Raw genomic sequence first — 26480 nt, forward strand, 5'->3', positions numbered from 1 at the left:
CACGCCGCGCTATTTCACCGATCCGGCGGTGAGACCGCTGACCAGATAGCGATTGAGGAAGATCACGATGAGGATCGGCACGATCATGGCGATCGTCCCGGCGGCATTGATCAGTCCGTAATCGACGAAATTCTTGGTGGAGAATTCCGGGATCAGCACGGTGAGCGGCTTGGTCTTGGTCGGCGAGAAGATCAGCGGCACCATATATTGGCCCCAGGCGCCGAGGAACGTGATGATCGATGCCGCGACGAGGCCGGGCGCCGCGAGCGGCATGACGATCCGGAACAGGATCGTCATCCGGCCGGCGCCGTCGATCCGCGCCGCCTCCTCGATCGAAAGCGGCAGTTGCTGGAAGACGCTGCGCATCAGCCAGAGCGCCAGCGGCAGGAAAGCCGAGAGATAGATCAGCGTCACGCCGAGATAGGTGTCGAGCAGCTTCAGGCTCACCATCAGCCGGTAGAGCGGGATCAAGACCGTGTAACCGGGGATGGCGATGGTGGCGATGACGATGAAGAAGATCGTCTGCCGACCCGGAAATTCGAGCCGGGCGAAGGCATAGCCGCCGAGGCTGGCGAGAAAGATCGAGACGATCGTCGCCGCCAGCGCGGTGATGACCGAGTTGACCAGCGCGTTGCGGAACTGCGCCGCGACGGTCACGTCGTTGGAGGCAACCGTGCCGAAGCCGGCAAGCCGCTGATAGTGGTTGAGCGTCAGGTGCTCGGGAAAGAAATGGATCGGCTGCGACATCAAGTCGGGCGTCGGCGTGAAGCTGGTGGCGATCGCCCAGTAGATAGGACCGATCGACCACAGGATCAGCAGCAGCAGGCCGATGCCGGTCAGGATGCGCTGGGAAAGGCGGAGCTCCATCAGTCGAGCCTCGTGACGCGCTGCACGCGCAGGACATAGACCAGCGAGACGGTGAGCGAGGCGATCATGACGAGAACGCTGAGGGCCATGCCGTAGGAGAAGTGGAGGTTCTGGAACGCCTCGAGATAGACCTGCACGAGGATCGGCCGCGTGCCGCGCGCGGAGCCGGTGAGGATCCAGGCCTCGTCGAAGAAATTGAACGCCGCGACGGTCGACTGCGTCATGGCGACGGCAATGCCGCCGCGGATCAGCGGCAGCGTGATGTAGAAGAACATGCGACGCCGCGTGGCGCCGTCGATGCGGCCCGCCTCATAGAGATCGGAGGGGATGCTCTGCAGTGCCGCCAGCACGATGACGGCGGTGAGCGGCAGCATCCGCCAGACATGCACCAGCGACACCGCGAACAGCGCGATCGTGCGGTCGTTGAACCAGACGAATTTCTCGAAGTCGAGCCCGGCCGCAACCAGGAGGCCGTTGAGCAGGCCGAAGGCGGGATTGTAGATCCAGCCCCAGACCACCGCATTGACGACCCCCGGCAGCGCCCAGGGGAGGATGACGATCGCCAGCACATAACGGCGCCAGCGACCGGCCTGATTGATGAGGAGCGCCGCCGCGATGCCGCCCGCCGTCTCCAGCACGACGCAGATCACGACATAGACGACCGTATTGCGCCAGGATTCGTTGACGACCGGGTCTACGAGGAGATCGCGATAGTGCTGCAGCCCGATGAAGGGCTGCCCCGCCATCATCGGATTGACCCGGTGCAGGCTGTCCCACAGCGTCGAGGCCACGGGAAACAGCACCAGCGACAGCATGGCGATGACGATCGGGGCCGCGAGCATCAGGCCGAGCCGGGCATCGGCGGAACCGTCGATGCCCTTGTCGCCCTTGCGCCTGGCCGGAACGGCGGCGGCGGCCAGACTCACTGCTGCTGCGCCTTGACGGTTTCGTCGGCGATCGACTGGACAGCCTGCGCGACCGTGACTTCACCCTTGACGGCCTGGTTGATCGCGTTGGACACCGCGCTGGAGAACTGCGGATACCAGGTCGGCGTGCCCTGCGGGAACAACGCTCCGACGGTCGGCGCCTGCTCCACGAGGACGGCACCGCTGAGCAGCTTGCCGTCGTTGTTCAATTGCTCGAGTGCCGATGTCCGCGTCGGCAGGACACCGACGCCATAGTTCTTGATCTGGTAGTCCTTGCTGGTCATCCACTTGATGAAGGCAAGCGCCGCCTCCTTGTGCTCGGACGCGGCGGGAATGCCGAGTGCCTCCAGCAGGCCGTAGCTGCGCGTATTTCCGCTTTCGGTGGCCACCAGAATGGCCTCGATCTGGCCGGCGACCTTCGACTTCGCCGGGTCCGCGAACTGCGCGATACGACCGGGCTCGCCGCTGATCATGATGCTGGTCTGACCCTGGGCGAACATCGATTCGTTGATCTGGCTATCCTTTAGTCCGGTTGAAGCCGGATCGACCAGGCCGTCCTTCAGCGCCATGATCTCGAACTCCAGCGCCTTGTAGCCCGCCGAATCCGGCGTGGTGAAAAGCGGCTTGAAGTCCTTGTCGAAGAGTTCGCCACCAAAGGCCTTGGTCAGCAGATACCAGGAGGTCGAGGTGCCTTCCGACGTTGAAAGGGGCAATCCGATCGGATAGGTCGCGATGCCCTTGTCCTTGATTGTCTTGGCGGCCGCGACGAGCGCGTCGAGGGTCTTCGGCGTATCGGTGATGCCCGCGTCGGTGAAATGCTTGCGGTTGATGAGCATCACCCGGAAGTCGTTGCTGTAGGGAACGCCGAGCAGCTTGCCGTCGACCGTGAAGATCGATGAGCCGGCGATGTCCTTGACCGTCTCGGCGTCGATCAGCGGGGTGAGGTCCTCATACCAGCCGGCGGCGGCGAACTGGCCGGTCCACGACCAGTCGAATTCGGTGACGTCGGCCGGCGGCGTGCCGGCGATCAGGCCGGTGATCAGCTTGGGGCGGATATCGTCCCAGGACAGCATCTGCAGATCGACCTTGATGCCGGTTTCCTTCTCGAAATCGGCAGCAAGCGATGGCGACTGGCCGGAAGGCAGCAGCACGGTGATGCTCTGCCCGGCGAGCGGCTTGGCGTCGTCGGCAAACGCCGGCAGCGCCATGGTCAGCGCCGCGAGGGCGACAGTGGTTCTCAGCAGCACGTTCATCGGTCATCTTCCCCTTCTGGTAAGGTATCGCTTCGGCCATTCCTCGCGTGGACGGCATTGTTTTCGATCGAAACGGCGAGCCGTCCGATCCATGCTTCGTCCACGGGCCAGTCGAGGTCTTGGGCAGCACGCAGCAGCGCGCCACCAATGGGAGGAAGGCGCGGCGGTTCGGGCCGGGACCCGACCAATGCGGCCGTGCGCGCGCTGAGAATGCGGCTCGAAAAAGTGCCGCCGGCCGTGCTCCAGGGCAGGGCAGCGTCGTCGATACGCTGCCGCGCCGCGCGCACATGGGCCGCAAGATGCGCCGCCGCGGCGTCGAGGATACCGCCTGCGGCCGGATCACCCGCCTCGGCACGCGCATCGACAAAGCGGGATAGCGCAGCGATCTCCGAGCGCGCATGCTCGACCGAGGCGCGCCACGCGATCAGCGCGTCCTGAGGCGCTATGCGATCGAGTTGGAGATGATCGAGAAACGCGCGGAGAAAGTCGGGCGCTTCGACGCGTCCATCGATCGCCTGGCTGGCCAGCGCGATTGCCGCCGCACCGATCCAATGGGCGCTGCCCTCGTCACCGATCGCCTCGCCAAATCCGCCGACCCGCAGCATGCGGCCCTCGGCATCGCTCGCCCATGCCATCGATCCGGTGCCGGAAAGAACGAGCACGCCCGGTCCGCCGGCAAAAGCGCCGATATGCGCGGCCTCGACATCGTTCACGACGCGCTGGTGCACAGCACCGAAAAACGCGCGGACCTCCGCTTCCTGGGCCTTGCTGAGCGCTGCGATCTCGCCATAGGCCGGCAATCCTGCGACGACGGCTCCGATCGAGGGTCGCAGCGCTGCAAAAGGCGACAGCAGCGCTGACAGCGCATCGCGCCAGCCGGGCTTGTCCATCGGGTTGATGCCGGGGCCGGCATCGAAGGCTACGACCTCGCCCTCGCGATCGCCGACCGCGACCAGCGTCTTGCTGCCGCCGCCGTCGATACCGAGGACGAGAGACGCGCTCATGCCGCCTCTCCCTCGGGCTCGATCGCTGGATCGCCCGGGACGTCGCCGGATGAATCGATGATGAGCGGCCGGACACCGAGTTCAGCCAGCCGCCGGCGCCAGGGCGGCGTCAGCGCGGAGTCGGTGACGACCGTATCCGCCCCGGACAGCGGGGCGACCTTGTAGGTCGACATCGTGCCGAATTTCGACGCGTCCGCGACGACGAAGCGTTCGGCCGAGCGGCTCAGCATGCGCGCATTGAGGCTCGCCTCCGCCGCATCGATCGAATAGATCGCCCCATCCTCGCCGATCGCACTGGCGCCGAGGAAAAGCTGGTCGAACCACAGCCCGTCCAGCATGGCCTCGGCCTGCGGGCCGACCAGCGAGGCATTCTCGCTTCTCAGCTGGCCGCCCAGAACCACGACCTGCAGCTTCGGCACGTCGAGCAGTTCCTGCGCCACCGCGAGACCATTGGTAAAGACGCGCTGCGGGATCGGGTTGACCCGCATCAGCTTGGCAAGCTGCAGCACCGTCGTCCCGGCATCGAGGAACACGCTGCCATGCGGCTTCAGCGCGGCGTAGCACGCGCCGGCGAGCGCGCGCTTGGCGGCGAGGTTCTGGTTCGCGCGCTCCTGAAAGGCCACCTCGACGCTGGAGCCTTCGGCGATGCGGGCGCCGCCATGAACCCGGTCGATCGCGCCTTCATCTTCAAGGATCTGCAGGTCGCGGCGGATGGTGGCGAGCGAGGCGCCAACCGCCTCGGCAATGGCCTGGATCGTCGAAGGACCATTGGCATAAAGGTGGCTTCGGATGGCATCGAGCCGCCCCACCTTCATGCTGCCGCCCTGCGCCATGGCCGCTCCAGCCCTCTGAGCCATCGAAGAAACAAGCGAATACGATCAATCAATCCATAGGATATGATCGCCGTCAATCATGTTTCTGAGCGATTTTGATCTATTCGCTCACGACGGGCAGCGGCTGGCCGGCCGGGCGTTCGATGCGGTAGACGATATAGTCGGCGATCGCGACGCCGCGGAACTGCCGCGTGACCGTGCCGAGCGTCTCGACCGGCCCGAAGACGGATTTAAGCCAGGCGTCCATCGGATCACGCGTCACGACGAGCCCCGTGCCGGTCGTGTGATCGACCGGCCGGTCGAGGAAGGCGTAGCGCTCAGGCTCGTTCAGTTGCATCACCGGCACGTCCGGCAGCAGGCGGGCAAGTTCCGCATTGAGCTGGTAATCGAGCGTCAGGATATAGGTTGCGCCGCTGGCCCGGCGGATCGTGTCGATATCGCTCGCCAGTCCGCCCCAGCCGCGCGTGAGCCGCAGGATGGGATCGCGCGTGCCGAGCGCCGTGGTCGGCACCACGGTTGCGTAGAGAGCGGCAAACGCGACGAAGCCGAGCGCGACCGGCACCGTCGCCCGCCTGAGCCGCGCCATCAAGCTGCGTCCCTCGGCAGGGATCACGGTCAGTGCCGCTGCGGCGGCCACAGCGAAGGCTGGATAGAGAAAGCCGGTCCAGTTGCCTTCGACCCGGCTGCGCAGCGCATGAAAGATGAAATAGGCCGTCGGCACGAGAACAAGCGCCAAGATGAGGCGCCAGCCCATCGGCGAGCGCCAGGCAGGGCGGCAGCGCGGCGACAGACCGATCACCCCGAATAGGAAGATCAGCGGCGTCGCGAGCCCGAGCTGCGCACCAAAGAATTCGGCCAGGAACTGTGGCTCGAATTGCCAGTTCTCGGTCGTGCGCCCGCCCTGCTTGGCGACGGTCTCCCAGCCATGCGTCGCGTTCCAGATGAGGTTGGGCGCGAAGACCAGGATCGCGACCGCAAGCGCTGCCCATGGCCACGGCCCGAGCAGTCGTCGCCGCCACTGCGGCAAGAGCAATACCGCGACACCGAAGCCGGCAGCGAGAAATGCGGCCGAATATTTGGACAGGAGCGCCAAACCGGTCGCGGCGCCGACCGCGAGCCACCACACCGGCCGATCATGATCGACGAGCCAGGCGGCACAATAGAGCGTGGCGGCCGAGAACAGGATCAGCGGCGCATCGGGCGTCGCGACCGCAAGTCCGAAAAAGCCGAGCAGCGTCAGGTTGAAGAGCAGCGCCGCGATCGGTCCGGCGCGACGGTCGGCGAGCAACAGGCCGGCGGCGCGCCACACGAAGAAGCTCGCCGGAATGGCCGAGAGCACCGGCAGGAGACGCACGCCGAAAGCGGTGTCGCCGGCGATCATGGTGCCGCCGCGGATAAACCACGCGATCATCGGCGGATGATCGAGATAGCCCGCCGCAAGCCGTGTCGACCACAGCGCGTAATAGGCTTCGTCCGGCACCAGCGGCACCAGCGCGGCGATGGCGAGCCGCGCCAGGATCGTCGCGGCGATAAGGGAAAGAGCGAGCGGCCACCGCTCGATCCGCGGCAGGGCAATCGGCGTCGCCACGCTTTGGCCGACGGGATCGCTCATGGCCGGCTGTTCCGCGCCCAGAGCGCCGATCGCGCCGCGAGCCTGCCGCGCTCGTTGAAGGTCGGCACGACGGCCGTTAGCTGGAAAAGGCCCTGTTCAACCGCGACCGGTGGCTTTGCCATCGAAAAACTCCACGCCGGCGCAGGCGGATCGCGCGCGGCAGGAGAGCCGCGACTGCGCCTCCCCTGCGCGGGTTCCCGATACAGGGAGCATCGGCGCAAGTCCAGCCGGCGCGACCAAAACGCCCGACCCGTTGACGCGGGGCGGATGGTCCCCCTAGCTGAGAGCCAGCCTTCCAACGGAGACATGATGATGGCCGACCTGCATGTGCTCGAAAATCTCGATCCTGCGACCGTGGCGGAGGGCGTCGCCGACGGGCGATTCCTGCTCGTCGACGTGCGCGAGCCATCCGAATACGACACCGAGCATATCGAGGGCGCGCTGCTCTTTCCGCTGTCGACGTTCGATCCTGCATCGCTGCCCGATCCGGAAGGGCGGGCGATCGTGTTTCAATGCGCTGCAGGCGGACGCTCGGCGCGCGCGGCTGAAGCCGCGATGGCTGCGGGGATCCCGGGGCGTCATCTTGCCGGCGGTCTCGCCGCATGGAAGCGCGCCGGCCTGCCGACCACGCGCTGAACTCAGGCCGCGTCGACGGTCAGCGGCAGCAGGCGCTCGCGCGAAGCGGCCAGGAGGCGCTCCATCGCCTTGGCCGCTTCCGCCGGACGGCGGCCGACAATCGCGAGGCAAACGGCCTCATGCAGCGCGACGTCCTCGCTCGGCCGCGTCGTATGGCGCTGCAGCATCTCCGACGACACGCGCAGCGCCGACTTCACCGCACTGCCGATGGTCACGAACAGGCCGTTGTGGGAGGCGTTGATGATCGCAAGATGGAATTCGAGCGCGGCCTCGGAGGTCGTCTTGACCGGCAATCCCTCGAGCTGCGCCGCCGCCAGTTCGCGGAAGTGATGTTCGATCTGGGCGAGGTCGTCGTCGGTCCCGTCGCGAGCGGCGAGGAAGGACGCGCGCGGCTCAAAGCAGAACCGCATCTCGAAGATATCCTCGACGATCTTGCCGTCGAACTGCGTCTGCAGCCGCCAGGCCAGCACATCGCGGTCGAGCAGGTTCCATTCGGCGAATGGCAGCACCCTCGTGCCGACCTTCGGCGAAACTTCGACCAGCCGCTTGCCGGCAAGGCTCTTCACCGCCTCGCGCACGGTGGTGCGGCTGACACCGTAATATTCGCAGAGCTCGCTCTCGATCGGGAGCGCCGCGCCCGGCAGAAATTCGCCCGACACGATGCGGCTGCCGATATGATTGGCAACCTGCGCACTCATGGTTCCGACCGATAGAAGCTCGCGCTCCAGCATCCCGCGCTCTCCCGACACCGTTTCTTCCCCTACGCGGTTTTTCTTGGGTCGGCCACTCCAAACCGCAGCGCTCGGCCGGGCCCGACGCAGCAACGATCCGGTTGACAAAGCCACTGATCATCAAGATGATCGTCGCATATGATAATACCATTGGAGAGGAAATGGGGAGGGGTGGAGAGGAAAATCATCCTCCCGCGCGGCTAGGCCGAACCCAAAGCTGATTCCCGATTGATGGTGGCGCCCCGGGCGCCGAATATCTTGCAGGACCCATCCGCACGAAGCGTGCGGCTTGGTCCTCGAAGACGGCGGTGCCCATGCCCTATGGCTGCGGTCCGCCGAACAAAGCACATCGCCGGAGGGCGGGTCTTGTTGGAAGACCCGAAAGGCGATCGAGGATGGAGGAGACGTGAAGATGCGTGGATTGATGACGAAGGCGCTGGCGACGGCCGCGCTTCTGGCGCTGACCGTTGGCGCTCAGGCCAAGGAAACGGTTGTCTGGTGGGACTTCCTGTCCGGCGGCGACGGCGTTCGCATGAAGTCGCTGCTCGACCAGTTCAACAAGGAAAACCCGGATATCGATATCCAGGCGACGACCCTCGAATGGGGCGTGCCGTTCTACACCAAGGTCCAGACCTCGGCCGCCATCGGCCAGGGTCCTGATGTCATGACCTATCACCTGTCGCGCCTGCCGCTCGGCGCCTCGACCGGGACGCTCCGCGAGATCACCCCTGACGAGCTGAAGGCTGCCGGCCTCTCGGCCGACAACTATGGCCCCGCCAACTGGAAGGCGGCGCAGGTCGATGGCAAGCAATACGCCATCCCCTTCGATATCCATTCCGTCATTCTCTATTACAACAAGGACCTGCTGAAGAAGGCCGGTCTGCTCGGTGACGACGGGCTGCCGAAGGGTCTCGACGGCGCGGCCAATTTCGAGGCGGCGCTCGCCAAACTGACCACCGGCCCCGATCAGGTCGGCATGTCGATCCCGACGGCTGACAACGGCACCACCTGGCGCGTGTTCTACACGCTCCTTGGCCAGCAGGGCGGCGAGTTCATCACCGGTGACAAGGTGCTCGACGGCGACAACGCCGACAAGGCCACCAAGGCCCTCGCCGAAATGGCGAAGTGGACCAAGGAAGGCTGGGTCCCGAAGCAGACCGAATATCCGGCCTCGATCGCGATGTTCACCTCGGGCAAGGCCGCGATGCACATCAACGGCGTCTGGGAAGTCCCGACGATGGCTGACCTTGCCAAGAGCGGCAAGCTCGGCTTCGAATGGGGTGCCGTCCAGATCCCGGTGATCTTCGACCAGCCCGCGACCTGGGCCGACTCGCACTCCTTCGCGATCCCCGATCGCAAGGGCAACGAGCTCAGCCCCGAGAAGCTGAAGGCCGTGCTGACCGTCATCAAGTGGATGAACGAGCACAGCCTGTTCTGGGCGACCGCCGGCCATATCCCGGCCTATCTGCCGGTCACCAACAGCGAAGACTTCAAGAAGATGGAGCCGAACGCGACCTACTCGTCGCTGGCGAAGACCGCCGTGTTCGATCCGTCCTCGAAGATCGCCGGCGTCGCCTCGCCGATCTATGACGCGGCTTCGAACTACTTCATGCCCGCCTTCAATGGCGACGGCGAGCCCGCCGATGCGGTCAGCGCCGCCAAGGACGAGCTCCAGGGCCTGCTGCAGTAAAGCAGCGTTTCGACCATCCGGCCGCTCCCTGCCCGCACGGGCCGGCGAGCGGCCGGATTTCGCTTGCTGGCGAGGATCGAAAGCATGAAATTCGGACGTCGCGAGATCATAGCGGCCTATGTTCTGGTCGCCCCCTTCGTCATTTCCTACCTGGTGTTGTTCATCTATCCGACCATCAAGATGGTCGAGCTGAGCTTCACGAATGCCCCGCTGATCGGCGCCGGGGACTGGGTCGGACTCGCCAACTACGTCAAGCTGTCCAAGGACAACCTGTTCATCCAGGCCGCGCTCCATACCGGCTATTTTGTCCTTCTGACGGTCATTCCGACGACCCTGATCGGCCTCGCCATCGCGATGATGGTTTCGCGGCTGAATGGCTGGCTTCAGAGCCTCGTCCTGGCCGCCTTCTTCCTGCCCTACATCCTTCCCGTCACCGTGGTCTACCTGATCTGGACGTGGATGCTCGACCTGCAATTCGGCATCGCCCAATATGCAATCGAACTGTTCCATGGTTCGCGCGTCGCCGTCTTCCGCGACCGCTACTGGGCCATGCCGACGGTGGCCTTCGTGACCATCTGGTGGACGAACGGCTTCAACGTGCTCCTGTTCATCGCTGGTCTCAGGAACATCTCGCAGGACATCTATGACGCTGCCGCGCTCGATGGCGCCAGCCGCTGGCAGATGTTCCGCAACATAACCTGGCCGCTGGTCTGGCCTGTTACCGCGCTGGTCCTGACGATCCAGCTGATCCTGCAACTGAAGATCTTCGATCAGATCTACCTCTTCACGCAGGGCGGACCTTTCAATTCGACCTATGTGATGGTGCAGTTCATCTACAAGAACGCCTTCCAGCTCAATCGCGGCGGCTATGCGGCGACGGTTGCCGTCGCGCTCTTTGCCGTCATCGTCGTGGTCTCGGTGCTGCAGTACCAGGTGTTGCGCGTTCGCGGAGGCAAGTCATGAAGCGGCTGAATATCTCGGCGGCGATCCTGACCATCGTCACGGTCGCCTGCGCGCTGCTTTGGGCCTTCCCGCTCTACTGGGCCGTCATCACCACCCTCAAGAACGAGTACGAGGTCGTAGAGCCCGGCGTTGGTCTCTGGCCGAAGGTGTGGACACTTGGCGGTTACCTCTATGTCATCACCAACACGCAGATCGGCCGCTGGTATCTCAACTCCTTCGTCACCTCAGGGGCGGTGACGATCCTCGTGCTGATGATCAGCTCGGCGTGCGGCTATGCTCTGTCGCAGCTGCGTTTTCCGGGACGGACGGTCCTCTGGCTGATCATCCTGGCCAGCTTCATGGTGCCGATCCAGACGCTGATCGTCACGCACTTCATCCTGATGAACGATTTCGGATTTATCAATCGCTGGGCCGGCGTCGTCCTGCCCCAGCTGATCGTTCCCGTGGCAATCATCATCTACAAGCAGTTCTTCGATCAGATTCCGCGCGAGTATCGCGAGGCGGCCCTGATCGATGGTGCCAGCGAATACCAGCTCTTCTTCCGGGTGTTCCTGCCGATGAACTGGGGCATCACGACGGCGCTGGCCATCATCACCTTCATCGGCGCCTGGAACAACTTCCTGTGGCCGTTCCTGGTCGTCACCGAACAGAACATGATGAATGTCACCGTCGGCATCACGCAGGTGAAGGATGCCTTCGGCGTCCAGTATGCACGCAATCTTTCCGGCGCGGTGCTCGCCGCCCTGCCGGTCGCCCTCGCCTATCTCCTGTTCCAACGCCGCGTGACCGAAGCGATCATGCTGTCAGCCGGCATCAAGGGTTAGGTCCGCCAAACGCCGGCGCCCGAGGGCGCCGGTCTCCCCCCATTTGGCCCAGAAGGTCATCTCCATGCTGAAAGCCCGCCTCGTCGTCGACCGTGACTTCGTCCTCTCCGATCTCGACCGCCGCGTCTTCGGCGCCTTCGTCGAACATATGGGCCGCTGCGTCTATGGCGGCATCTACGAGCCCGGCCATGCCACGGCGGATGAGCAGGGCTTTCGCGGCGACGTGCTGGAACTGACACGCGAGCTGGGCGCGACGATCATCCGCTATCCTGGCGGCAATTTCCTCTCCGGCTACAATTGGGAGGACGGCGTCGGCCCGAGCGACAAGCGTCCCGTCCGCCGCGATCTCGCCTGGTTCTCGACCGAAACGAACCAGTTCGGCACCAACGAGTTCATGGACTGGTCGAAGAAGGCCGGCATTGAGCCGATGTTTGGCGTCAATCTCGGCACCAAGGGCCCCGACGAGGCCCGGCAGTTCCTCGAATACTGCAATCATGTCGGTGGCTCGACGCTGTCGAATCTCCGCCGCGAGCATGGCTACGAGAAGCCGCACGACATCAAGTTCTGGTGCCTCGGCAACGAGATGGATGGTCCCTGGCAGATCTGCCACAAGACCGCCGAGGAATATGGCCGTGTCGCGCTTGAGACGGCGAAGGTGATGCGCTGGGTCGACCCGACCATCCAGCTCGCCGCCTGCGGCTCATCCCACCGCAACATGCCAACCTACGGCTCGTGGGAATATGGGGTGCTCGACCACTGCTATGACGAGGTCGATTTCATCTCGCTGCACACCTATTTCAACAACAATGCCGATTCGACGGCCGAATATTTCGGCGTCATCGAGCTGCTCGACAGCTTCATCAAGGAAGTCGCGGCGATCTGCGATGCGGTTGGCGCCAAGCGTCGTTCGCACAAGAAGATCATGCTGTCGCTGGACGAATGGAACGTCTGGTACAAGACCCACAAGATCGAGCATATGCGCAAGCCCGGCTGGCCCGAGGCACCGCCGCTGATCGAAGAGGTCTACAATGCCGAGGACGCCCTCATCGTCGGCGGCGCCCTGATCGCGATGCTGAACAATGCCGATCGCGTCAAGACGGCGTGCCTTGCCCAGCTCGTCAATGTCATCGGCCCGATCATGACCGAGACCGGTGGCGACGCCTGGCGGCAGACGATCTTCCACCCGTTCGCGCTCGCCTCGAAATTCGGCCATGGCCGCGTGCTGCGCACCGTCGCGGAGTCGCCGAGCTACACCGCCAAGGCGTTCCCGGAAATCCCGTATCTCTATGCGACCGTCGTCGACAATCCGCTTGACGGATCGACGACGATCTTCGCCCTCAACCGCAGCCTGTCCGACTCCATGGAACTCGATGTCGAGCTGCGCGGCCTCGGCAAGGAGCGGACGCTGGTTGGCGCCACCGAGATCCATCACGCCAATCTGAAGGCCGTGAACACCAAGGACGCGCCGAACACCGTGTCGCCCAAGGTGAATGCCGACGTCGCGGTTGACGGCGAGAAGCTGCGCATCAAGCTGAAGCCGGCCTCGTTCAACGTCATCACGACGCGCGCGGCGCAGCCGGCGAACTGAGACAGCCGATACGTTCTCGATGCCGGGGCCGGCTATCGCCGGTCCCGTTTTCGTTTCTGCTGGACGGGTCAGTCGCGCGCTTCAAACGCGCAGCGTGCCGCCTCGATCGCGGCGCGATTCTGCTCGGCCCAGATCCAAACGCCGCAGAAGGCTTCGCCGAGGCTGAGGCCAAGGCTCGTCAGCTCGTACTCGACATGCGGTGGGATGACTGGCAGCACGGTCCGCGTCACCAATCCATCCGCCTCCATCTGCCTGAGCGTCTTGGTGAGCATCTTCTGGCTGATGCCCCCGATCAGCTCGCCGATGCGCGTGAAGCGCTGGCGTCCATGTTCGGCCAGCACTTCGAGCGCCAGCATCGTCCATTTGTCGGCCACGCGCCCGATGACCTGCCGCACCAATGCCTCGAGGGCGGGATCGAGCTGATCCGCGGCCGGCAGCGGACGGGGGTTAGGCCGCGGTAGATCCGTCGGCTGATGCGTTCCTCGAGACGGCGTGGCGACGCTGGACATGTCTACACTCTCCTTCTGGTAAGTATGGCTCTTTGGGGTGCCTACTTTCCATTCGTTCGTGTGCATCCTAGGTCATATCCGAACGAGGTGAAACATCATGCAGACCAGCGGCAACACGATTCTCATCACAGGCGGCGGCTCGGGCATCGGCCAGGCCTTGGCCGTCGCATTCCAGGGGCTTGGCAACCAGGTCATCATCGCCGGACGGCGGCAATCGGCGCTCGACGAGACGGTCGCCGCCGATCCCGGCATGGCCTCGGTGGTCTTCGATATCTCGGATCCCCTGTCGATCCGCGAGCTTGCCGGGGAGCTCGCATCCCGGCATCCCGGCCTGAATGTCGTCATCCACAATGCCGGCATCATGCGGCCGGAAGATCTTCTGGCGCAGCAGGAGGACTTGGCCGACGCCGAAGCGACGGTCGCCACCAATCTGCTCGGACCGATCCGCCTGACGGCAGCGTTGCTGCCGCAATTGCTCAGGCAGCCGAGGGCCGCGATCCTCACGGTCTCTTCGGGGCTCGCCTTCCTGCCGCTCGCGGCTACGCCAACCTACTGCGCGACTAAGGCCGCGATCCACTCCTACAGCCAGGCGCTGCGCCATCAGCTGCGCGAGACGTCGGTGCAGGTGCACGAACTCGTGCCGCCTTATGTGCAGACCGAACTGATGGGGCCCCGACAGGCGAGCGACCCCAACGCGCTGCCCCTGAAGGACTTCATCGCCGAGACGATGCGCCTCCTGCAGGTCCAGCCGGACGCGACTGAAATCCTCGTCGAACGCGTCAAGCCGCTGCGCTATGCCGAACGCGACGGCCACTTCGATACCGTCTTCGGGAAGTTGAACGACGGCACGCACTGATCGGCGGTCCTGCCCGGTTCGCCGCATTGCAGGCGACCGGGCGAGGCCGTATGACTTTGCGCCATGGCCCTTCTCGACCTCGCCAATCCTACCCGCTTCATGACGCTGGCCGACCGGGTCCTGCCCTGGCTGTGGAGCGCTGCGATCCTCGTGCTCGGGGTAGGGCTCTATCTCGGCCTCTTCGTCGCCCCGCCTGACTACCAGCAGGGCGAGACTGTGCGGATCATGTTCATCCATGTACCCGCCGCCTGGCTCTCGATGTTCGGTTATGGCCTGATGGCGGTCTCCGCGCTCGGAACGCTTGTCTGGCGCCATCCGCTCGCCGACGTTGCCGCCCGGGCGATCGCCCCGATCGGCGCCGCGTTCACGCTGATCGCCCTGATCACCGGATCGCTCTGGGGCAAGCCGATGTGGGGCACGTGGTGGGAATGGGATGCGCGCCTCACTTCGGTGCTGGTCCTGTTCCTCATGTATCTCGGCCTCATCGCGCTCTGGAATGCGATCGAGGATCCAAACCGCGCCGGCCGCGTCGCCGCAGTGCTGATCCTGGTCGGTTCGGTCAACCTGCCGATCATCAAGTTCTCGGTCGAGTGGTGGAACACGCTGCATCAGGGCGCCAGCGTCTTTCGTATGGGCGGCTCGACCATCGATGCGAGCCTGCTCTATCCGCTCCTGATCTCAGCGCTGGGCGCAACACTCCTCTTCCTCGCGCTGGTGATGATGGCGATGAAGAACGAGATTCTGCGCCGGCGTATCCGCGCGCTCCGCCTCGTCGCCGCCAGCGTTCCGGCCGGAGTTTCGGCGTGAGCGGTTTCGGCGAACATGCCGGCTATATCATCGGCGCGTACGGTCTCGCAGCCTTGATCGTGTTCGGCGTCGTCGCCTGGGTGCTCGTCGATGGCCGGGCCCAGCGCCGCCGCCTCAAGGAACTCGAGGCGAGGGGCATCCGCCGCCGCTCGGCCGCAAGGCGGGGCGAGACACCATGAGCGAGGCGCCGCTCGATCAGCCGAAGCAGCGCCCCCGCTCGCTCGGCCGGACCATTGCCGTACTGGCGCCGCTGGCTCTCTTTGCCGGGCTCGCTGTGCTGTTCCTCGTCAGCCTCGAACGCGGCGGCGATCCAAGCCTCGTGCCTTCCGTGCTGATCGGCAAGCCGGCGCCCGCCACAGATCTGAAGCCGGTCGAGGGTCTTGCACTGCCGGGCCTCTCGACGGCTGATCTTTCCAGCGGCAAGCCGATGCTGGTCAATGTCTGGGCGTCCTGGTGCGCGCCCTGCCGGCAGGAGCACCCGGTGCTGGAACGGCTGGCGCAGGATCCGCGGCTGACGCTGGTCGGCATCAACTACAAGGACCAGCCGGACAATGCCCGCGCCTTTCTCGGCCAGCTCGGCAATCCTTTCGCCCGAATTGGCGCCGATCCCACCGGCCGCACCGCGATCGACTGGGGCGTCTATGGCGTGCCCGAAAGCTTCCTCGTCGACGGCAAGGGCGTGATCCGCTTCAAGTTCATCGGACCGCTCACCGACGAGGCCGTGGCATCGACCCTGATGCCCGAACTCGACAAGATCGCCAACGGCGGCTGAACTGCTATTCGCGCTTCTCGTCCGGCACGGTGGTGCGCGTGATCAGCGGCAGCTGCGACAGCGTGAACAGGAAGGTGAGCGGCATGATGCCGAACACCTTGAACTTGACCCAGAGGTCTGTCGCCGCGACCGGATCCGCCATATAGGCCTGTGCGCCGCGCCAGATCACCTCGTTGAGGACGGCGAGCGCGAGGAAGAACAGGCCCCAGCGGAAGGTCAGCGTCCGCCAGCCTGCGTCGGTCAGGTGAAACACCGAATCGAACACATAACCGAGCAGGGACCGCCCGAAGGCGAGGCCGCCCAGCAGGATGACGCCAAAGAGCGCGTTGACGATCGTCGGCTTCATCTTGATGAAGGTGTCGTCATGGAGCCAGAGCGTGAGCGAGCCGAACACCACCACGATGATGCCGGTCACGACAGGCATGATCGGCAGCCGCCGCGTCAGCGCATAGGAGACGCAGAGCGCGATGAGGGTGGCGACCATGAAGGCGGCGGTCGCCGTGTAGATGCCGCCGCGCGTATTGGCAAAGAAGAAGACACCGAGCGGACCGAGCTCCAGAACGAGCTTCAGGATCGGGTTGATATCCTTGTGCTTCGGATCGTTGGGCGCGCGTTCGAAAAGGCTCGGCATGGGAAGATCCCGGCTGCGTGGTGATGGGGAACGATCAGCCGGCGAGGCCGGCGATCGCCCTTGCGAAATCCGCCGCTTCGAACGGCTCCAGATCGTCGACGCCCTCGCCGACGCCGATGAAATGGATCGGCAGGCCGAACTTGGTGGCGATCGCGACAAGAATGCCGCCCCGCGCGGTGCCGTCGAGCTTGGTCATGACCAGCCCCGTGACACCTGCGACGCGGCCGAAGATCTCGACCTGGCTCAGGGCATTCTGCCCGGTCGTCGCATCGAGCGTCATCAACACGGTGTGCGGCGCCGAGGCGTCGTGCTTCTTGATCACGCGGATGATCTTTTCGAGCTCCGCCATCAGTTCGGCGCGGTTCTGCAGTCGGCCGGCGGTGTCGATGAGCAGCACATCGGTACCGGCCGCCTGCGCTTCCTTGAGCGCGTCATAGGCAAGCCCTGCTGCATCCGCGCCGATGGCACGCGCGACAACGGTCGCGCCGGTACGCTCGCCCCAGATCTTCAGTTGCTCGACGGCGGCGGCGCGGAACGTATCGCCTGCCGCGAGCATCACCGATCGGCCCTCCGAGCGGAACTTCGCCGCCAGCTTGCCGATCGTCGTGGTCTTGCCGGTGCCGTTGACACCGACGACGAGGATGACATGCGGCTTGCGGGCAGGATCAATGACAAGCGGCCGGGCGACGGGCGCAAGGATCTTGCTGACTTCCTCGGCAAGGATCGCCTTGACCTCGTCGCCCCCGATCTCCTTGTCGAAACGTCCTTTTCCCAGCGCCGCGGTGATCGTCGCGGCTGCACTAAGGCCGAGATCGGCCTGGATCAGGACGTCCTCGAATTCCTCCAGCGTGGCGGCATCGAGCTTGCGCTTGGTGAAGACCGAGGCGATCCCCTCCGACAGCGCGCTGGACGAGCGCGCGAGACCCGCCTTCAGCCGCTGGAACCACGAGAGCTTCGGCGCCGGCGGCGCTTCGGGCACCGGTGGTGGCGCGGGAACGACAACGGGTTCCGGTACTGGCGCGGCGGGGCTTTCGAGAGCGACCTCGGGTTTTGCCTCCGGCTCCGGCGCGGCGTCGCCGAGGCCGAAGATGCGTTTGAAGAAGCCTTTTTTCTCCTCGGTCATGCTGAGGCGGCCCTTTCGATCGGCGTGGCGAGGAGGCCGGACGCCGAGCGGCCGGTGATATGCGCGTCGACGACCCGACCCGGCGCGATGCCGGCAATCGCGACCTCGGTGAAATGTTCGGTGCGGCCGCGGCCGCCGCGCTCGGTGAGGATGCTGCGCCGGGCGCCGATCTCACCCTCGAGAAAGGCGTCGACCCGCCGGCGCCCGATCGCCCGAAGCGCCGCCGCGCGCGCCTTGATCGTCTCGGCGCCGAGCTGCGGCATGCGCGCGGCGGGCGTGCCCGGCCTCGGCGAGAACGGAAACACATGCAGATGGGTCAGGCCGCAATCGTCGACGAGCGCCGCCGTCTGCCCGAACATCGCCTCGGTCTCGGTCGGAAAGCCGGCGATCAGGTCGGCACCGAAAACCGCATCAGGCCGCAGCGCACGGACGCGGTCGCAGAAACGGATCGCGTCGTCCCGGCTATGCCGGCGCTTCATCCGCTTCAGGATCATGTCGTCTCCCGCCTGCAGCGAGAGGTGGAAATGCGGCATCAGGCGGGGCTCGCTGCCGATCGCCGCCATCAGCGCCTCGTCGACCTCGATGGTATCGAGGGAGGAGAGACGGAGGCGCGGCAGGTCCGGCACCAGCTTGAGGATCGCGGCCACGAGCCGCCCTAGCGTCGGTCTGCCCGGCAGGTCGGCGCCATAGGCGGTGATGTCGACGCCGGTCAGCACGACCTCGGCATGGCCGCTCGCCACGAGATCGCGGATGCTTTCGACCACCGCACCCATCGGCACGGAACGCGAAGGCCCGCGGCCATAGGGAATGACGCAGAAGGTGCAGCGATGGTCGCAGCCGTTCTGGATCGCGACGAAGGCCCGCGTATGGCCCTCCATGTCGCGGGCCGCGTGGCCATCGGTCGCCCGCTCGCTCATGACGTCGCCGACGCGAAGCCGCGGGCCGTCGCCGCGCCAATCGGCCGGGCGCAGCTTTTCGGCGTTGCCGAGAATCATGTCGACCTCGGGCATGGCCGCGAAGCCGGCCGGATCGATCTGTGCAGCACAGCCCGAAACGATGATCGGGACGCCGGGACGCTCCCGCCGCGCACGGCGGATCTGTTGACGAGCCTGACGCACGGCTTCAGCGGTGACGGCGCAGGTGTTGACGAGCACGGCCCGATCCAGCCCGGCGGCGCGCGCATTGGCGCGCATCACCTCGGATTCGAGCGTGTTCAGCCGGCAGCCGAAAGAAAGGACGTCGAGGCTCATGCGATCCCGGCAAGGCAAGGGCAAAGGGCGCTGGTCAAAGCCATGCTGCGCCTCGGCTCTCTATGCCGGAAGCGGCCGGCAAAGGCCACCCTCAAGCATCGGCCCCCACGGAGGCGTGTTCGAGCCGGAGCGCTCCGTCCTCGCCGAAGCCGAGCCTGCCCTCATGTTCGAACGCGGCGGCACCCGTCATCATCACGTGATCGTCGTCGCGCCAGAGGATCGACAGCGTCCCCCCTGGAAGCGTCACAGCCACGGAGCGACCCGTACGGCCCGTCCGTGCCGCGGCTACGGCGACGGCACAGGCGGCCGAGCCGCAGGCGCGCGTGAGCCCGGCGCCGCGCTCCCAGACGCGCACCTTGACGGAGGCGGGTCCCGTCACCTGCGCCAGCGAGATATTGGCCCGCTCCGGGAAGATCGGATGATTTTCGAGCATCGGCCCGATGCGGCCAAGATCAAAAGCGTCGACATCCTCGACCCAGAAGATCGCATGCGGATTGCCGACATTGACCACTGACGGCGAATGCAGGATCGGCGCGTCGATCGGGCCGATCTGCAACTCGATTGCGCGCGTATCGGCAAATGGTTCTGCAAGCGGTATCTCAGCCCAGCCGAAGCGCGGCCGGCCCATATCGACGGTGATGTGGTCAGCATCATCAGCCATGACCGGCAGCAGCCCGGCCGAAGTCTCGAGCAGGAAATCCCGCTGGCCGCTTTCGCGTGCGAGCACGAGGCCAACGCAGCGCGTGCCATTGCCACAGGCGCCGGACAGCGAGCCGTCGGTGTTGAAGATATGCATGAAGGCGTCAGTACCCGGCGTCTTCGGCGGCTCGATGGTCATCAGCTGCTCGAAGGCGGTTGCCGGATCGGCAGCGATACGACGCGCTCGATCGGCATCCAGCCGCCAAGGCGCGGCGCGGAGGTCGAGCACCGTGATCTCGTTGCCGATGCCATTCATCTTGGCGAAGGGCGCGTCCATGACCGCTCCAGAAACTCAGTCGAAACTCGCTTCTATATGGCGGAAAGTCGATCGAATTGCGAGACCGGCCGACGGCGGCGCGGCGCACATGCTTGCGATGCGCGGCAGAGACTGATTGACTGCGTGAAACGCTTCAAGATACCGCCATGCGGTTGCCGGACGGGGAGCCGGCGAAGGATGCGGTCCGCAATGGGCCGGGTAATCCGCAAAGCCGCCGGTGGGATGCCACCCTGCCGGCTTGACGCCAGACCAGAACCGCCGATGGAACTCACATGACGCTCGACGTCGCGACACGCGTCTACAATCACGGCTTCCGCATCGATCCGATCGTGCGCACGCTGCTCGACACCGACTTCTACAAGTTCCTGATGCTGCAGCTGATCCGGGCCACCTCGCCCGATGTGCGCGCCACATTCGGCCTCATCAACCGGACGAAATCTGTCCGGCTTGCCGACGTCATCGATGAACGCGAATTGCGGGACCAGCTCGATCACGCCCGCACGCTGCGCTTCCAGAAGAACGAACTGATCTGGCTCGCCGGCAACACGTTCTATGGCGTCAAGCAGATCTTCAAGCCGGACTTTCTGGATTGGCTCGAGGACTTCCGCCTGCCCGAATATGATCTCCATCGCACCGCGGACGGCCAATACGAACTGCTGTTCGAGGGGCCCTGGTCCGAGACGACGCTTTGGGAAGTTCCGGCGCTCGCCATCGTCAGCGAGCTGCGCGCCCGCGCCGCCATGAAGGGCATGAGCCGCTTCGAGCTCGACGTGCTCTATGCCAAGGCAAAGGCCAAGCTCTGGGGCAAAATCGAGCGCCTGCGCGTGCTCGGACGCGAGGGACCGCTCAAGATCGCCGATTTCGGCACCCGGCGCCGTCACGGCTTCCTGTGGCAGAAATGGTGTGTCGAGGCGCTGCAGGAGGGGCTCGGCGACAATTTCGTCGGCACGTCCAACGTCAAGATGGCGATGGATGCCGGCCTCGAGGCGATCGGCACCAACGCGCATGAGCTGCCGATGGTCTATGCCGCGCTGGCCGAGAACGACGCCGCGCTGCATGACGCGCCCTACAAGGTGCTCAAGGACTGGGCCGAGATGTATGATGGCAATCTGCTGGTCATCCTACCGGACACCTATGGTACGACGGCTTTCCTGCGCGACGCTCCGGACTGGATCCTCGACTGGAAGGGTATTCGCCCGGATTCGAAGCCGCCGATCGAAGGCGCCGAGGAGGCGATCGCCTGGTGGGCGAGGCATGGCCGAGATCCGCGCGACAAACTGATCGTCCTGTCCGACGGCATGGATATCGACACGATCGAAGATGCGGCGCGCGCGCTTCGTGGACGGGTCAATCTCTCGATCGGTTGGGGCACAAACGTCACCAACGACTTCCGCGATTGCGCGCCAGACGGCAAGGACGACCGGCTGCAGGCGATCTCGCTCGTCTGCAAGGTGGTGGAAGCCAATGGTCGCCCGGCGGTGAAGCTCTCCGACAATGCCAACAAGGCAACCGGTCCAGCTGCCGAGGTCGCCCGCTATCGCCGCGTCTTCGGCCATGACGCCGTGGCGAAGCAGCCGGTTCTGGTCTAGCCGCCGCCTCTGCCGGATGCCCGGCAAGCGATAGCGCGGAATTTCCGCTCGCCATGCGCGGTCCTTCCGCGTTATTCTTGTCCCGTCTTTCAGCCTCGAACAAGGGAGGGCCGTGTGATCGCCATCAGGCACCACCTGACTTACGGCCCCTTCTCCGCCCTGCAGATGCGTTTGCAGGGCTGATCAGGCAGCGGACTTACGCGTCCCTCTTCCCGGTCGGCTCATCCCCGAACACCGCGCTCGCACATTCCGTCACGCGCTGCGCTGGACGAGAGACGATCCCAATGTCACTGATCACCGCCCGCTTACTCGGCATGGCGCTCGGCGCGCCGCTTTTCTCCAATCTCGACCTCGTCGTTCAGAAAGGTGACCGCATCGGTCTGGTCGCCGCGAATGGCCGGGGGAAGTCGACGCTCATGGGCTGCCTCGCCGGGCTCGTCGACCCGACGGAAGGCGCGATCCAGAACGCCCGCGGCGTCCGCATCGCCTTGATGCAGCAGGATCTTGGTGCCGAGGACCTCGCGCATTCCGTCCGCGCCGCGCTGACCGATTCCCTTCCCGCCGAAACCCGCGACTGGGATGCGTGGCGCGTCGACGTCGCGCTCGATGCGCTCGACTTCCCGGCGGACCTGCGGGATCGCCCGCTGGCGACGCTGAGCGGCGGCTGGCAACGCATCGCGCTGCTGGCCCGGGCGGCGCTCGACGAACCGGATGTCCTGCTGCTCGACGAGCCGACCAATCATCTCGATTTGGAGCGCATCGGCATCGTCGAACGCTGGATCGCCGCGCTGCCGAAGGAAACTGCCGTCGTCGTCGCGAGCCATGACCGCGCTTTCCTCGACGCCGTCACGTGGCGGACACTCTTCCTCCGCACAACCGGCTCGGCTGATTTCGCGCTGCCCTATTCCCGCGCCCGCGACAGCCTCGACGTGGAGGACCAAGCGGCGGCGCGACGCCACGAGATGGATCTCCGCGAGGCGGCACAGCTGCGTCGCCAGGCCGCAAAGCTGAACAATATCGGCGTCAATTCGGGCTCCGACCTGTTGACCGTGAAGACACGGCAGCTGAAGGCCCGGGCTGAACGGATCGAGACCGCGGCGAAACCCGCCTTTCGTGAAGAGTCCGCCGGCCGCATCCGCCTCGCCGAGCGTGGCGCGACCGCGCGGACTTTGCTCGCCATCGACACTCTCACAGTCACCACGCCGGACGGACGCAAGCTCTTCACGACCGGCAGGCTGTGGGTCCAGCCCGGCGACCGCGTGATGCTGCTCGGCGCGAATGGCAGCGGGAAGTCACAGCTGATGGACCGCCTCGCCCATGCCCTGCGCGGCGCGGATGTCAGTGGCATCAGAGCTGGCCCGTCGGTCATAACGGGCCATGTTGACCAGGCCCTCAGCCACATCGACGGCGGGGAGACGCTGCAATCCGCCATCGGCAGCCGTTTCCCGCTCGGCGAGCAGCGGATCCGCACGCTCTTGGCCGGAGCCGGCTTTGCGGTGGAGCGGCTGGCGCGGCCCGTCGCGACGCTGTCGGGCGGTCAGCGGGCGAGGCTCGCCATGCTCATCCTCCGCCTGCAGCAACCGAACTTCTATCTGCTCGACGAACCGACCAACCATCTCGATATCGAAGGGCAGGAGGCGCTCGAAGGCGAACTGACCGGCGGCGAGGCGGCCGCCATCATCGTCTCGCATGACCGCCGCTTCGTCGAGACGGTCGGCAACCGCTTCTGGCGCATCCAGCGCGGCCGCCTCATCGAGGAGGACGGGCCGGCCGAATTCTTCGCAGAAGCGATGCGCGGCTAGACCGGACGGCTGTCGAGGCTAAACCGTCGCGGCGAGATGCGGGCTCGTAAAGCCGAGCCGCGCCAACCCGCGGCGGACCATCGGGTCCGCCATCACGAGGTGCCACAAGAGACCGCTGCGATGGTTCTCGATCATCGCGATGATCGGACCCTGGTCGATGGCGAGATGCGTCTTCGCATACCAGCCGACCGTCTCGTTGAAGGCGTCGACAAAGCCATAGTCACGCCAGATGCGATCACCGAGATCCTCATAGAAGTGCCTGAGTGCCGGCATCACGAGATCGGGCGCATAGGGAAGGCTCGAAATCGCGGCGGTGGGCGCGATGACGCCGAGATCGTTGTCCGGGGCATGGGCCGAATAGCCCTCATGGCTGTCGCTCGCCGTCAGTCCCCAGCAATCCGGTCCATAACCGACGAAATTCTTCGGATTCCGGACGCAATAGGCCTGGTTGATCCTGATATGCGCAACGTTCTGCGCGAAATAATCGGCATAGGGATCCTTGAGCCCGCGCGGATCGAGGCCGAGGAAAGAGTAATGGGCGAAGAACAGCGGCCCGCCGCCATCCGGCCCGAGCGGAAGCAGGATATCCTCGTGCCGACGTCCGTTGAGGAAGGTCCGGCTCTGGGTGAAACCGTTATGATAGACCGCCGGATCGATGGCATTGCGCTCGGCGCCGGCCGCGAGCACGAGCGCGATCAAGCACTCGTTCCAGCCAAGGATCTCGTGGTTGAGGCCGAAGCCATGATTAGGGCTCCAGTGCCAGTAATAGGCCTCGCGGCCATCGCGCGTGAACCAGTCCCATTCGACCGCACTGATTAGCCCGTCGATGCGGCCGCGCAGCCAGGGCTCCTTGCCCGTATCGCGTGCAAAATACTGCCGCGCCGCAATCAGTCCCTGAAACAGCAGCGCCGTCTCGACGATGTCAGCGCCGTCGTCCTTGCGGCCGAAGCGGATCGCTCGGCCCTCAGGCGTCACGAAATGCGGCAGCGCCCCATGGAAGCTGTCGCAGCGCTCCAGGAAACGCAGCATCAGATGCAGCCGCTCGACGGCCGCCTCGCGCGTGATCCAGCCACGCTCGGCCGCGACGATGATCGCCATCGCGCCCATGCCCGAACCGCCTGTCACCAGCCAACCGTCATTGCCGCCGAAGCGATCGCGGGCCAGGCCGCTGCCCGGATCGGCGAAGTCCCAGAAATAGCGGAAAGTCTGGCGCTGGACCGTTTCCAGCAGCGCCTCGTCGGAGAGCCGGGGTTCCGCGGCCACGCGCAGGCTGGTCATGCCGTCTCGCCTTCCTTTGCGCCGAGGTCCGGTTCAGGGTCAGGCTCGGCACCGACCAGATTGACCGTCCGGCCATAAAAATCCGTCGCGGATGGGCGTCCAGCCACCGTGACCAGCCCGGCCGCTTTCAATTCGCCGTTGATGATCGACAGAAACACTGCCCGCTGACGCTCGTCCAGCGTGTCGATGGACTGCTCCGTGAAGATCCAGTCGGGCTTCAGCAGCAGCAGCCTGGCGAAGGTGAGCCGCTCCTCATCATCGAAGGAAAGCTCACGCGCCCAGCGCGCGCGGCGATCCAGCGAGCCGACAAGACGCGGCAGTTCCACGCGTTTCAGCGCTTCGGTCAACGCTTCTTCGGTGAAGTCTGAGGGTGACGCCGGATAGGTGATAGCCGAGCGCAGCGTTCCGTCGGGAATATAGGGCCGCTCCGGCAGGAACATCGTCCTGGCGCCAGGCGGCAGCGCGATGCGTCCGGAGCCGAACGGCCAGAGGCCTGCCAGCGCCGAGAACAGCGCGCCGCGCCCCGCACCTGTCTGATCGACAATCTGCAGCCGCTCGCCGGGCACGATATCGACACTGTCCGGATCGAGCGCCGCGGCGCCGCCTGTCCAGGTGATGCGGACGTGATCGAGCACGACATGGTCGCCCGCGGCCTCATAGCTCAGATGCTCGCTGCTCTGGCCGCGCGCCTCGAGCGAAGTCAGCGCTTCGCGGAAGGTCATCACGCGCGAGAGTGTCGCCCGCCAGTCTGCGATCGCGCTGAAATTATCGACGAACCATCGCAGGGAGCCCTGCACCTGGTTGAAGGCGCCGACCACCATCATGAGCTGGCCGAAGGTCAGCTGGCCACCAAAATAGCCAGGCGCCGCAATGACGATTGGCGCGACGATGCCGACCCAGCCATAGCCCGAGGTTACCCATGTCAGCCGTGCGATGGCATTGACCATCTGCCGCATGACGCCGAGCACGCGCTCGAGCTCTTCGCCGAGGCGCTTCTTCTCGTCGGCCTCGCCGGCATTCAGAACGATGCCGTTGGCGTTCTCGCTGACCTGCACCATGGCGAAGCGGAGATCGGCCTCGCGGGCATAACGCTCGACGCCGATACCGATCAACGGGCGGCCGACCAGCCAGCTGAGCAGGGAGCCTGTGGCGGCAAAGATCAGCGCGCACCAAACCATGTAGCCGGGGATCGCAAGCGTTGTGCCGTCGAACGACAGGCGGATGCCACTCGACAGCACCCAGAGGACGCCGATGAACGAGACGAGAAGCAGCGAGGACTGGAACAGCCCGATGCCCAGGCCGGCGGACAGTTCCGCGAGATGGCGCGCATCCTCATGCACGCGCTGGTCGGGATTGACGCCGATCTCGCCGGAATTGCGCAGCATGACGAGCCGCCGAGGCGCCAGCCATTGCTCGATGAGATCGCGCGTCAGCCATTTGCGCGACTGCAGCTTGATCATCTGATCGAGCCAGGTCTGAGCGACGTTGAGCGCCAGCAAAACGCCCGCGAGCCCGCCGAAAACCATCAGATAATAGAGAAACGAGCCGACATTCTTCTGTTCGATCGCATCGTAGAACGGCTTGTTCCACATATTCAGCGCGACCTGCATGGCGTTGGTCGCAAGAATGACGGTGATGATGCCGACGGAAAGCAGCACGAAGGTGCTGCGGCCGGAGGAGCGCCACAGCGCGAGGATGAAATCGGAAAACTGACGGGCGAGCTCTGCCGTATCGCTGAGGGGCCGGGCCGCAGGTTCCTGCTTTTCGTCGATCTTTTCCGTCATCGCCTCATCAGCCCGACACGGGGAGCGCAGAATAGCGAAGACCGTGGCAAAGTCGCGCCCCAATCGGCGGATCATCAGTGCCTCTTGCCCGGCGCGCCGCAAAGCTGCAACCGTGCAATGCGCGAGGCGCGGTCATGCGAGCCTTCACTTTCGTGTGACGAGAGCGCCGTTCGGCC

At 65.2% G+C, this 26480-nt stretch carries 26 protein-coding genes; 11 read left to right on the forward strand and 15 right to left on the reverse strand.

What is annotated here, in order from left to right; genetic code table 11:
* Nucleotides 1-9 precede the first annotated feature (9 nt).
* From BUB39_RS10690 to BUB39_RS25880, 7 genes are all read right to left on the reverse strand, one after another.
* Nucleotides 10-867: a carbohydrate ABC transporter permease gene (locus BUB39_RS10690; protein ID WP_073053130.1), complete on the reverse strand. Its 858-nt coding sequence runs from the start codon at nt 865-867 to the stop codon at nt 10-12.
* Complete coding sequence (locus tag BUB39_RS10695; protein WP_244540223.1) at nt 867-1793, reverse strand: carbohydrate ABC transporter permease; 927 nt, start codon at nt 1791-1793, stop codon at nt 867-869. The genes BUB39_RS10690 and BUB39_RS10695 overlap by 1 nt, the downstream gene beginning before the upstream one ends.
* Nucleotides 1790-3046 carry an ABC transporter substrate-binding protein gene (locus BUB39_RS10700; RefSeq protein WP_073053131.1) on the reverse strand — a complete coding sequence of 419 codons (1257 nt, stop codon included), beginning with the start codon at nt 3044-3046 and terminating at the stop codon, nt 1790-1792. Before BUB39_RS10700 ends, BUB39_RS10695 begins: the two co-directional genes overlap by 4 nt.
* A complete protein-coding gene (locus BUB39_RS10705) occupies nt 3043-4050 on the reverse strand; it encodes an N-acetylglucosamine kinase (protein ID WP_073053132.1) in 1008 nt (335 codons plus the stop codon). Before BUB39_RS10705 ends, BUB39_RS10700 begins: the two co-directional genes overlap by 4 nt.
* On the reverse strand, nt 4047-4883 hold the full coding sequence (locus BUB39_RS10710) for a DeoR/GlpR family DNA-binding transcription regulator (protein ID WP_073053133.1): 837 nt from the start codon (nt 4881-4883) through the stop codon (nt 4047-4049). The genes BUB39_RS10705 and BUB39_RS10710 overlap by 4 nt, the downstream gene beginning before the upstream one ends.
* Nucleotides 4884-4983: 100 nt before the next feature.
* On the reverse strand, nt 4984-6495 hold the full coding sequence (locus BUB39_RS10715) for a glycosyltransferase family 39 protein (protein ID WP_073053134.1): 1512 nt from the start codon (nt 6493-6495) through the stop codon (nt 4984-4986).
* Complete coding sequence (locus tag BUB39_RS25880) at nt 6492-6617, reverse strand: hypothetical protein (RefSeq protein ID WP_280174646.1); 126 nt, start codon at nt 6615-6617, stop codon at nt 6492-6494. Before BUB39_RS25880 ends, BUB39_RS10715 begins: the two co-directional genes overlap by 4 nt.
* 190 nt (nt 6618-6807) lie before the next feature.
* Between BUB39_RS25880 and BUB39_RS10720 the strand changes: the two genes are divergently transcribed.
* Nucleotides 6808-7131, forward strand: coding sequence for a rhodanese-like domain-containing protein (locus tag BUB39_RS10720; protein ID WP_073054149.1), 324 nt, complete (start codon nt 6808-6810; stop codon nt 7129-7131).
* Nucleotides 7132-7133: 2 nt separating this feature from the next.
* Here the strand turns inward: BUB39_RS10720 and BUB39_RS10725 are convergent, their stop codons facing one another.
* Nucleotides 7134-7862 (reverse strand): FadR/GntR family transcriptional regulator, encoded by a 729-nt coding sequence (locus tag BUB39_RS10725; protein WP_073053135.1) that lies wholly within the window; start codon nt 7860-7862, stop codon nt 7134-7136.
* A gap of 412 nt (nt 7863-8274) precedes the next feature.
* Between BUB39_RS10725 and BUB39_RS10730 the strand changes: the two genes are divergently transcribed.
* From BUB39_RS10730 to arfA, 4 genes are all read left to right on the forward strand, one after another.
* Nucleotides 8275-9552: an ABC transporter substrate-binding protein gene (locus BUB39_RS10730; RefSeq protein ID WP_073053136.1), complete on the forward strand. Its 1278-nt coding sequence runs from the start codon at nt 8275-8277 to the stop codon at nt 9550-9552.
* Between the two features lie 84 nt (nt 9553-9636).
* Nucleotides 9637-10515 (forward strand): carbohydrate ABC transporter permease, encoded by an 879-nt coding sequence (locus BUB39_RS10735; RefSeq protein ID WP_084527234.1) that lies wholly within the window; start codon nt 9637-9639, stop codon nt 10513-10515.
* The gene (locus BUB39_RS10740; RefSeq protein WP_073053137.1) at nt 10512-11339 is read left to right on the forward strand and encodes a carbohydrate ABC transporter permease; all 828 of its coding nucleotides are present in this window, start codon (nt 10512-10514) and stop codon (nt 11337-11339) included. The genes BUB39_RS10735 and BUB39_RS10740 overlap by 4 nt, the downstream gene beginning before the upstream one ends.
* Nucleotides 11340-11406: 67 nt before the next feature.
* A complete protein-coding gene (arfA, locus tag BUB39_RS10745; RefSeq protein ID WP_210187072.1) occupies nt 11407-12927 on the forward strand; it encodes an arabinosylfuranosidase ArfA in 1521 nt (506 codons plus the stop codon).
* 68 nt (nt 12928-12995) lie between these two features.
* On the opposite strand, the gene BUB39_RS10750 is transcribed toward arfA, so the two are convergent.
* Nucleotides 12996-13436 carry a winged helix-turn-helix transcriptional regulator gene (locus BUB39_RS10750; RefSeq protein WP_084527235.1) on the reverse strand — a complete coding sequence of 147 codons (441 nt, stop codon included), beginning with the start codon at nt 13434-13436 and terminating at the stop codon, nt 12996-12998.
* Nucleotides 13437-13533: 97 nt separating this feature from the next.
* Here BUB39_RS10750 and BUB39_RS10755 point away from each other — a divergent pair, with 97 nt between their 5' ends.
* The 4 genes from BUB39_RS10755 to BUB39_RS10770 all read left to right on the forward strand — a co-directional run bounded on the left by BUB39_RS10755 (nt 13534) and on the right by BUB39_RS10770 (nt 15871).
* A complete protein-coding gene (locus BUB39_RS10755) occupies nt 13534-14292 on the forward strand; it encodes an SDR family oxidoreductase (RefSeq protein WP_073053138.1) in 759 nt (252 codons plus the stop codon).
* A gap of 63 nt (nt 14293-14355) precedes the next feature.
* The gene (locus BUB39_RS10760; protein ID WP_073053139.1) at nt 14356-15099 is read left to right on the forward strand and encodes a heme ABC transporter permease; all 744 of its coding nucleotides are present in this window, start codon (nt 14356-14358) and stop codon (nt 15097-15099) included.
* Complete coding sequence (ccmD, locus tag BUB39_RS10765) at nt 15096-15278, forward strand: heme exporter protein CcmD (RefSeq protein WP_073053140.1); 183 nt, start codon at nt 15096-15098, stop codon at nt 15276-15278. Before BUB39_RS10760 ends, ccmD begins: the two co-directional genes overlap by 4 nt.
* Complete coding sequence (locus BUB39_RS10770; RefSeq protein WP_073053141.1) at nt 15275-15871, forward strand: DsbE family thiol:disulfide interchange protein; 597 nt, start codon at nt 15275-15277, stop codon at nt 15869-15871. The genes ccmD and BUB39_RS10770 overlap by 4 nt, the downstream gene beginning before the upstream one ends.
* A 4-nt stretch (nt 15872-15875) precedes the next feature.
* Here the strand turns inward: BUB39_RS10770 and BUB39_RS10775 are convergent, their stop codons facing one another.
* From BUB39_RS10775 to dapF, 4 genes are all read right to left on the reverse strand, one after another.
* Nucleotides 15876-16502: a septation protein A gene (locus tag BUB39_RS10775; protein WP_073053142.1), complete on the reverse strand. Its 627-nt coding sequence runs from the start codon at nt 16500-16502 to the stop codon at nt 15876-15878.
* 34 nt (nt 16503-16536) lie between these two features.
* A complete protein-coding gene (ftsY, locus tag BUB39_RS10780) occupies nt 16537-17625 on the reverse strand; it encodes a signal recognition particle-docking protein FtsY (protein ID WP_073053143.1) in 1089 nt (362 codons plus the stop codon).
* Nucleotides 17622-18875, reverse strand: coding sequence for a tRNA (N(6)-L-threonylcarbamoyladenosine(37)-C(2))-methylthiotransferase MtaB (mtaB, locus tag BUB39_RS10785; protein WP_073053144.1), 1254 nt, complete (start codon nt 18873-18875; stop codon nt 17622-17624). The genes ftsY and mtaB overlap by 4 nt, the downstream gene beginning before the upstream one ends.
* Before the next feature lie 91 nt (nt 18876-18966).
* Nucleotides 18967-19851 (reverse strand): diaminopimelate epimerase, encoded by an 885-nt coding sequence (gene dapF, locus BUB39_RS10790; RefSeq protein WP_073053145.1) that lies wholly within the window; start codon nt 19849-19851, stop codon nt 18967-18969.
* A 272-nt stretch (nt 19852-20123) separates the two neighbouring features.
* Between dapF and BUB39_RS10795 the strand changes: the two genes are divergently transcribed.
* Both BUB39_RS10795 and BUB39_RS10800 read left to right on the forward strand, forming a co-directional pair.
* Nucleotides 20124-21440 carry a nicotinate phosphoribosyltransferase gene (locus tag BUB39_RS10795; protein ID WP_073053146.1) on the forward strand — a complete coding sequence of 439 codons (1317 nt, stop codon included), beginning with the start codon at nt 20124-20126 and terminating at the stop codon, nt 21438-21440.
* 284 nt (nt 21441-21724) lie between these two features.
* Complete coding sequence (locus tag BUB39_RS10800) at nt 21725-23242, forward strand: ABC-F family ATP-binding cassette domain-containing protein (RefSeq protein WP_073053147.1); 1518 nt, start codon at nt 21725-21727, stop codon at nt 23240-23242.
* Between the two features lie 18 nt (nt 23243-23260).
* Here BUB39_RS10800 and BUB39_RS10805 read toward each other — a convergent pair whose 3' ends face one another.
* Nucleotides 23261-24520, reverse strand: coding sequence for a glucoamylase family protein (locus BUB39_RS10805; RefSeq protein ID WP_073053148.1), 1260 nt, complete (start codon nt 24518-24520; stop codon nt 23261-23263).
* Nucleotides 24517-26304 (reverse strand): ABC transporter ATP-binding protein/permease, encoded by a 1788-nt coding sequence (locus tag BUB39_RS10810; RefSeq protein ID WP_073053149.1) that lies wholly within the window; start codon nt 26302-26304, stop codon nt 24517-24519. Before BUB39_RS10810 ends, BUB39_RS10805 begins: the two co-directional genes overlap by 4 nt.
* Between the last annotated feature and the right edge of the window lie 176 nt (nt 26305-26480).

The sequence above is a fragment of the Kaistia soli DSM 19436 genome (assembly GCF_900129325.1).
GTDB lineage: Bacteria > Pseudomonadota > Alphaproteobacteria > Rhizobiales > Kaistiaceae > Kaistia > Kaistia soli.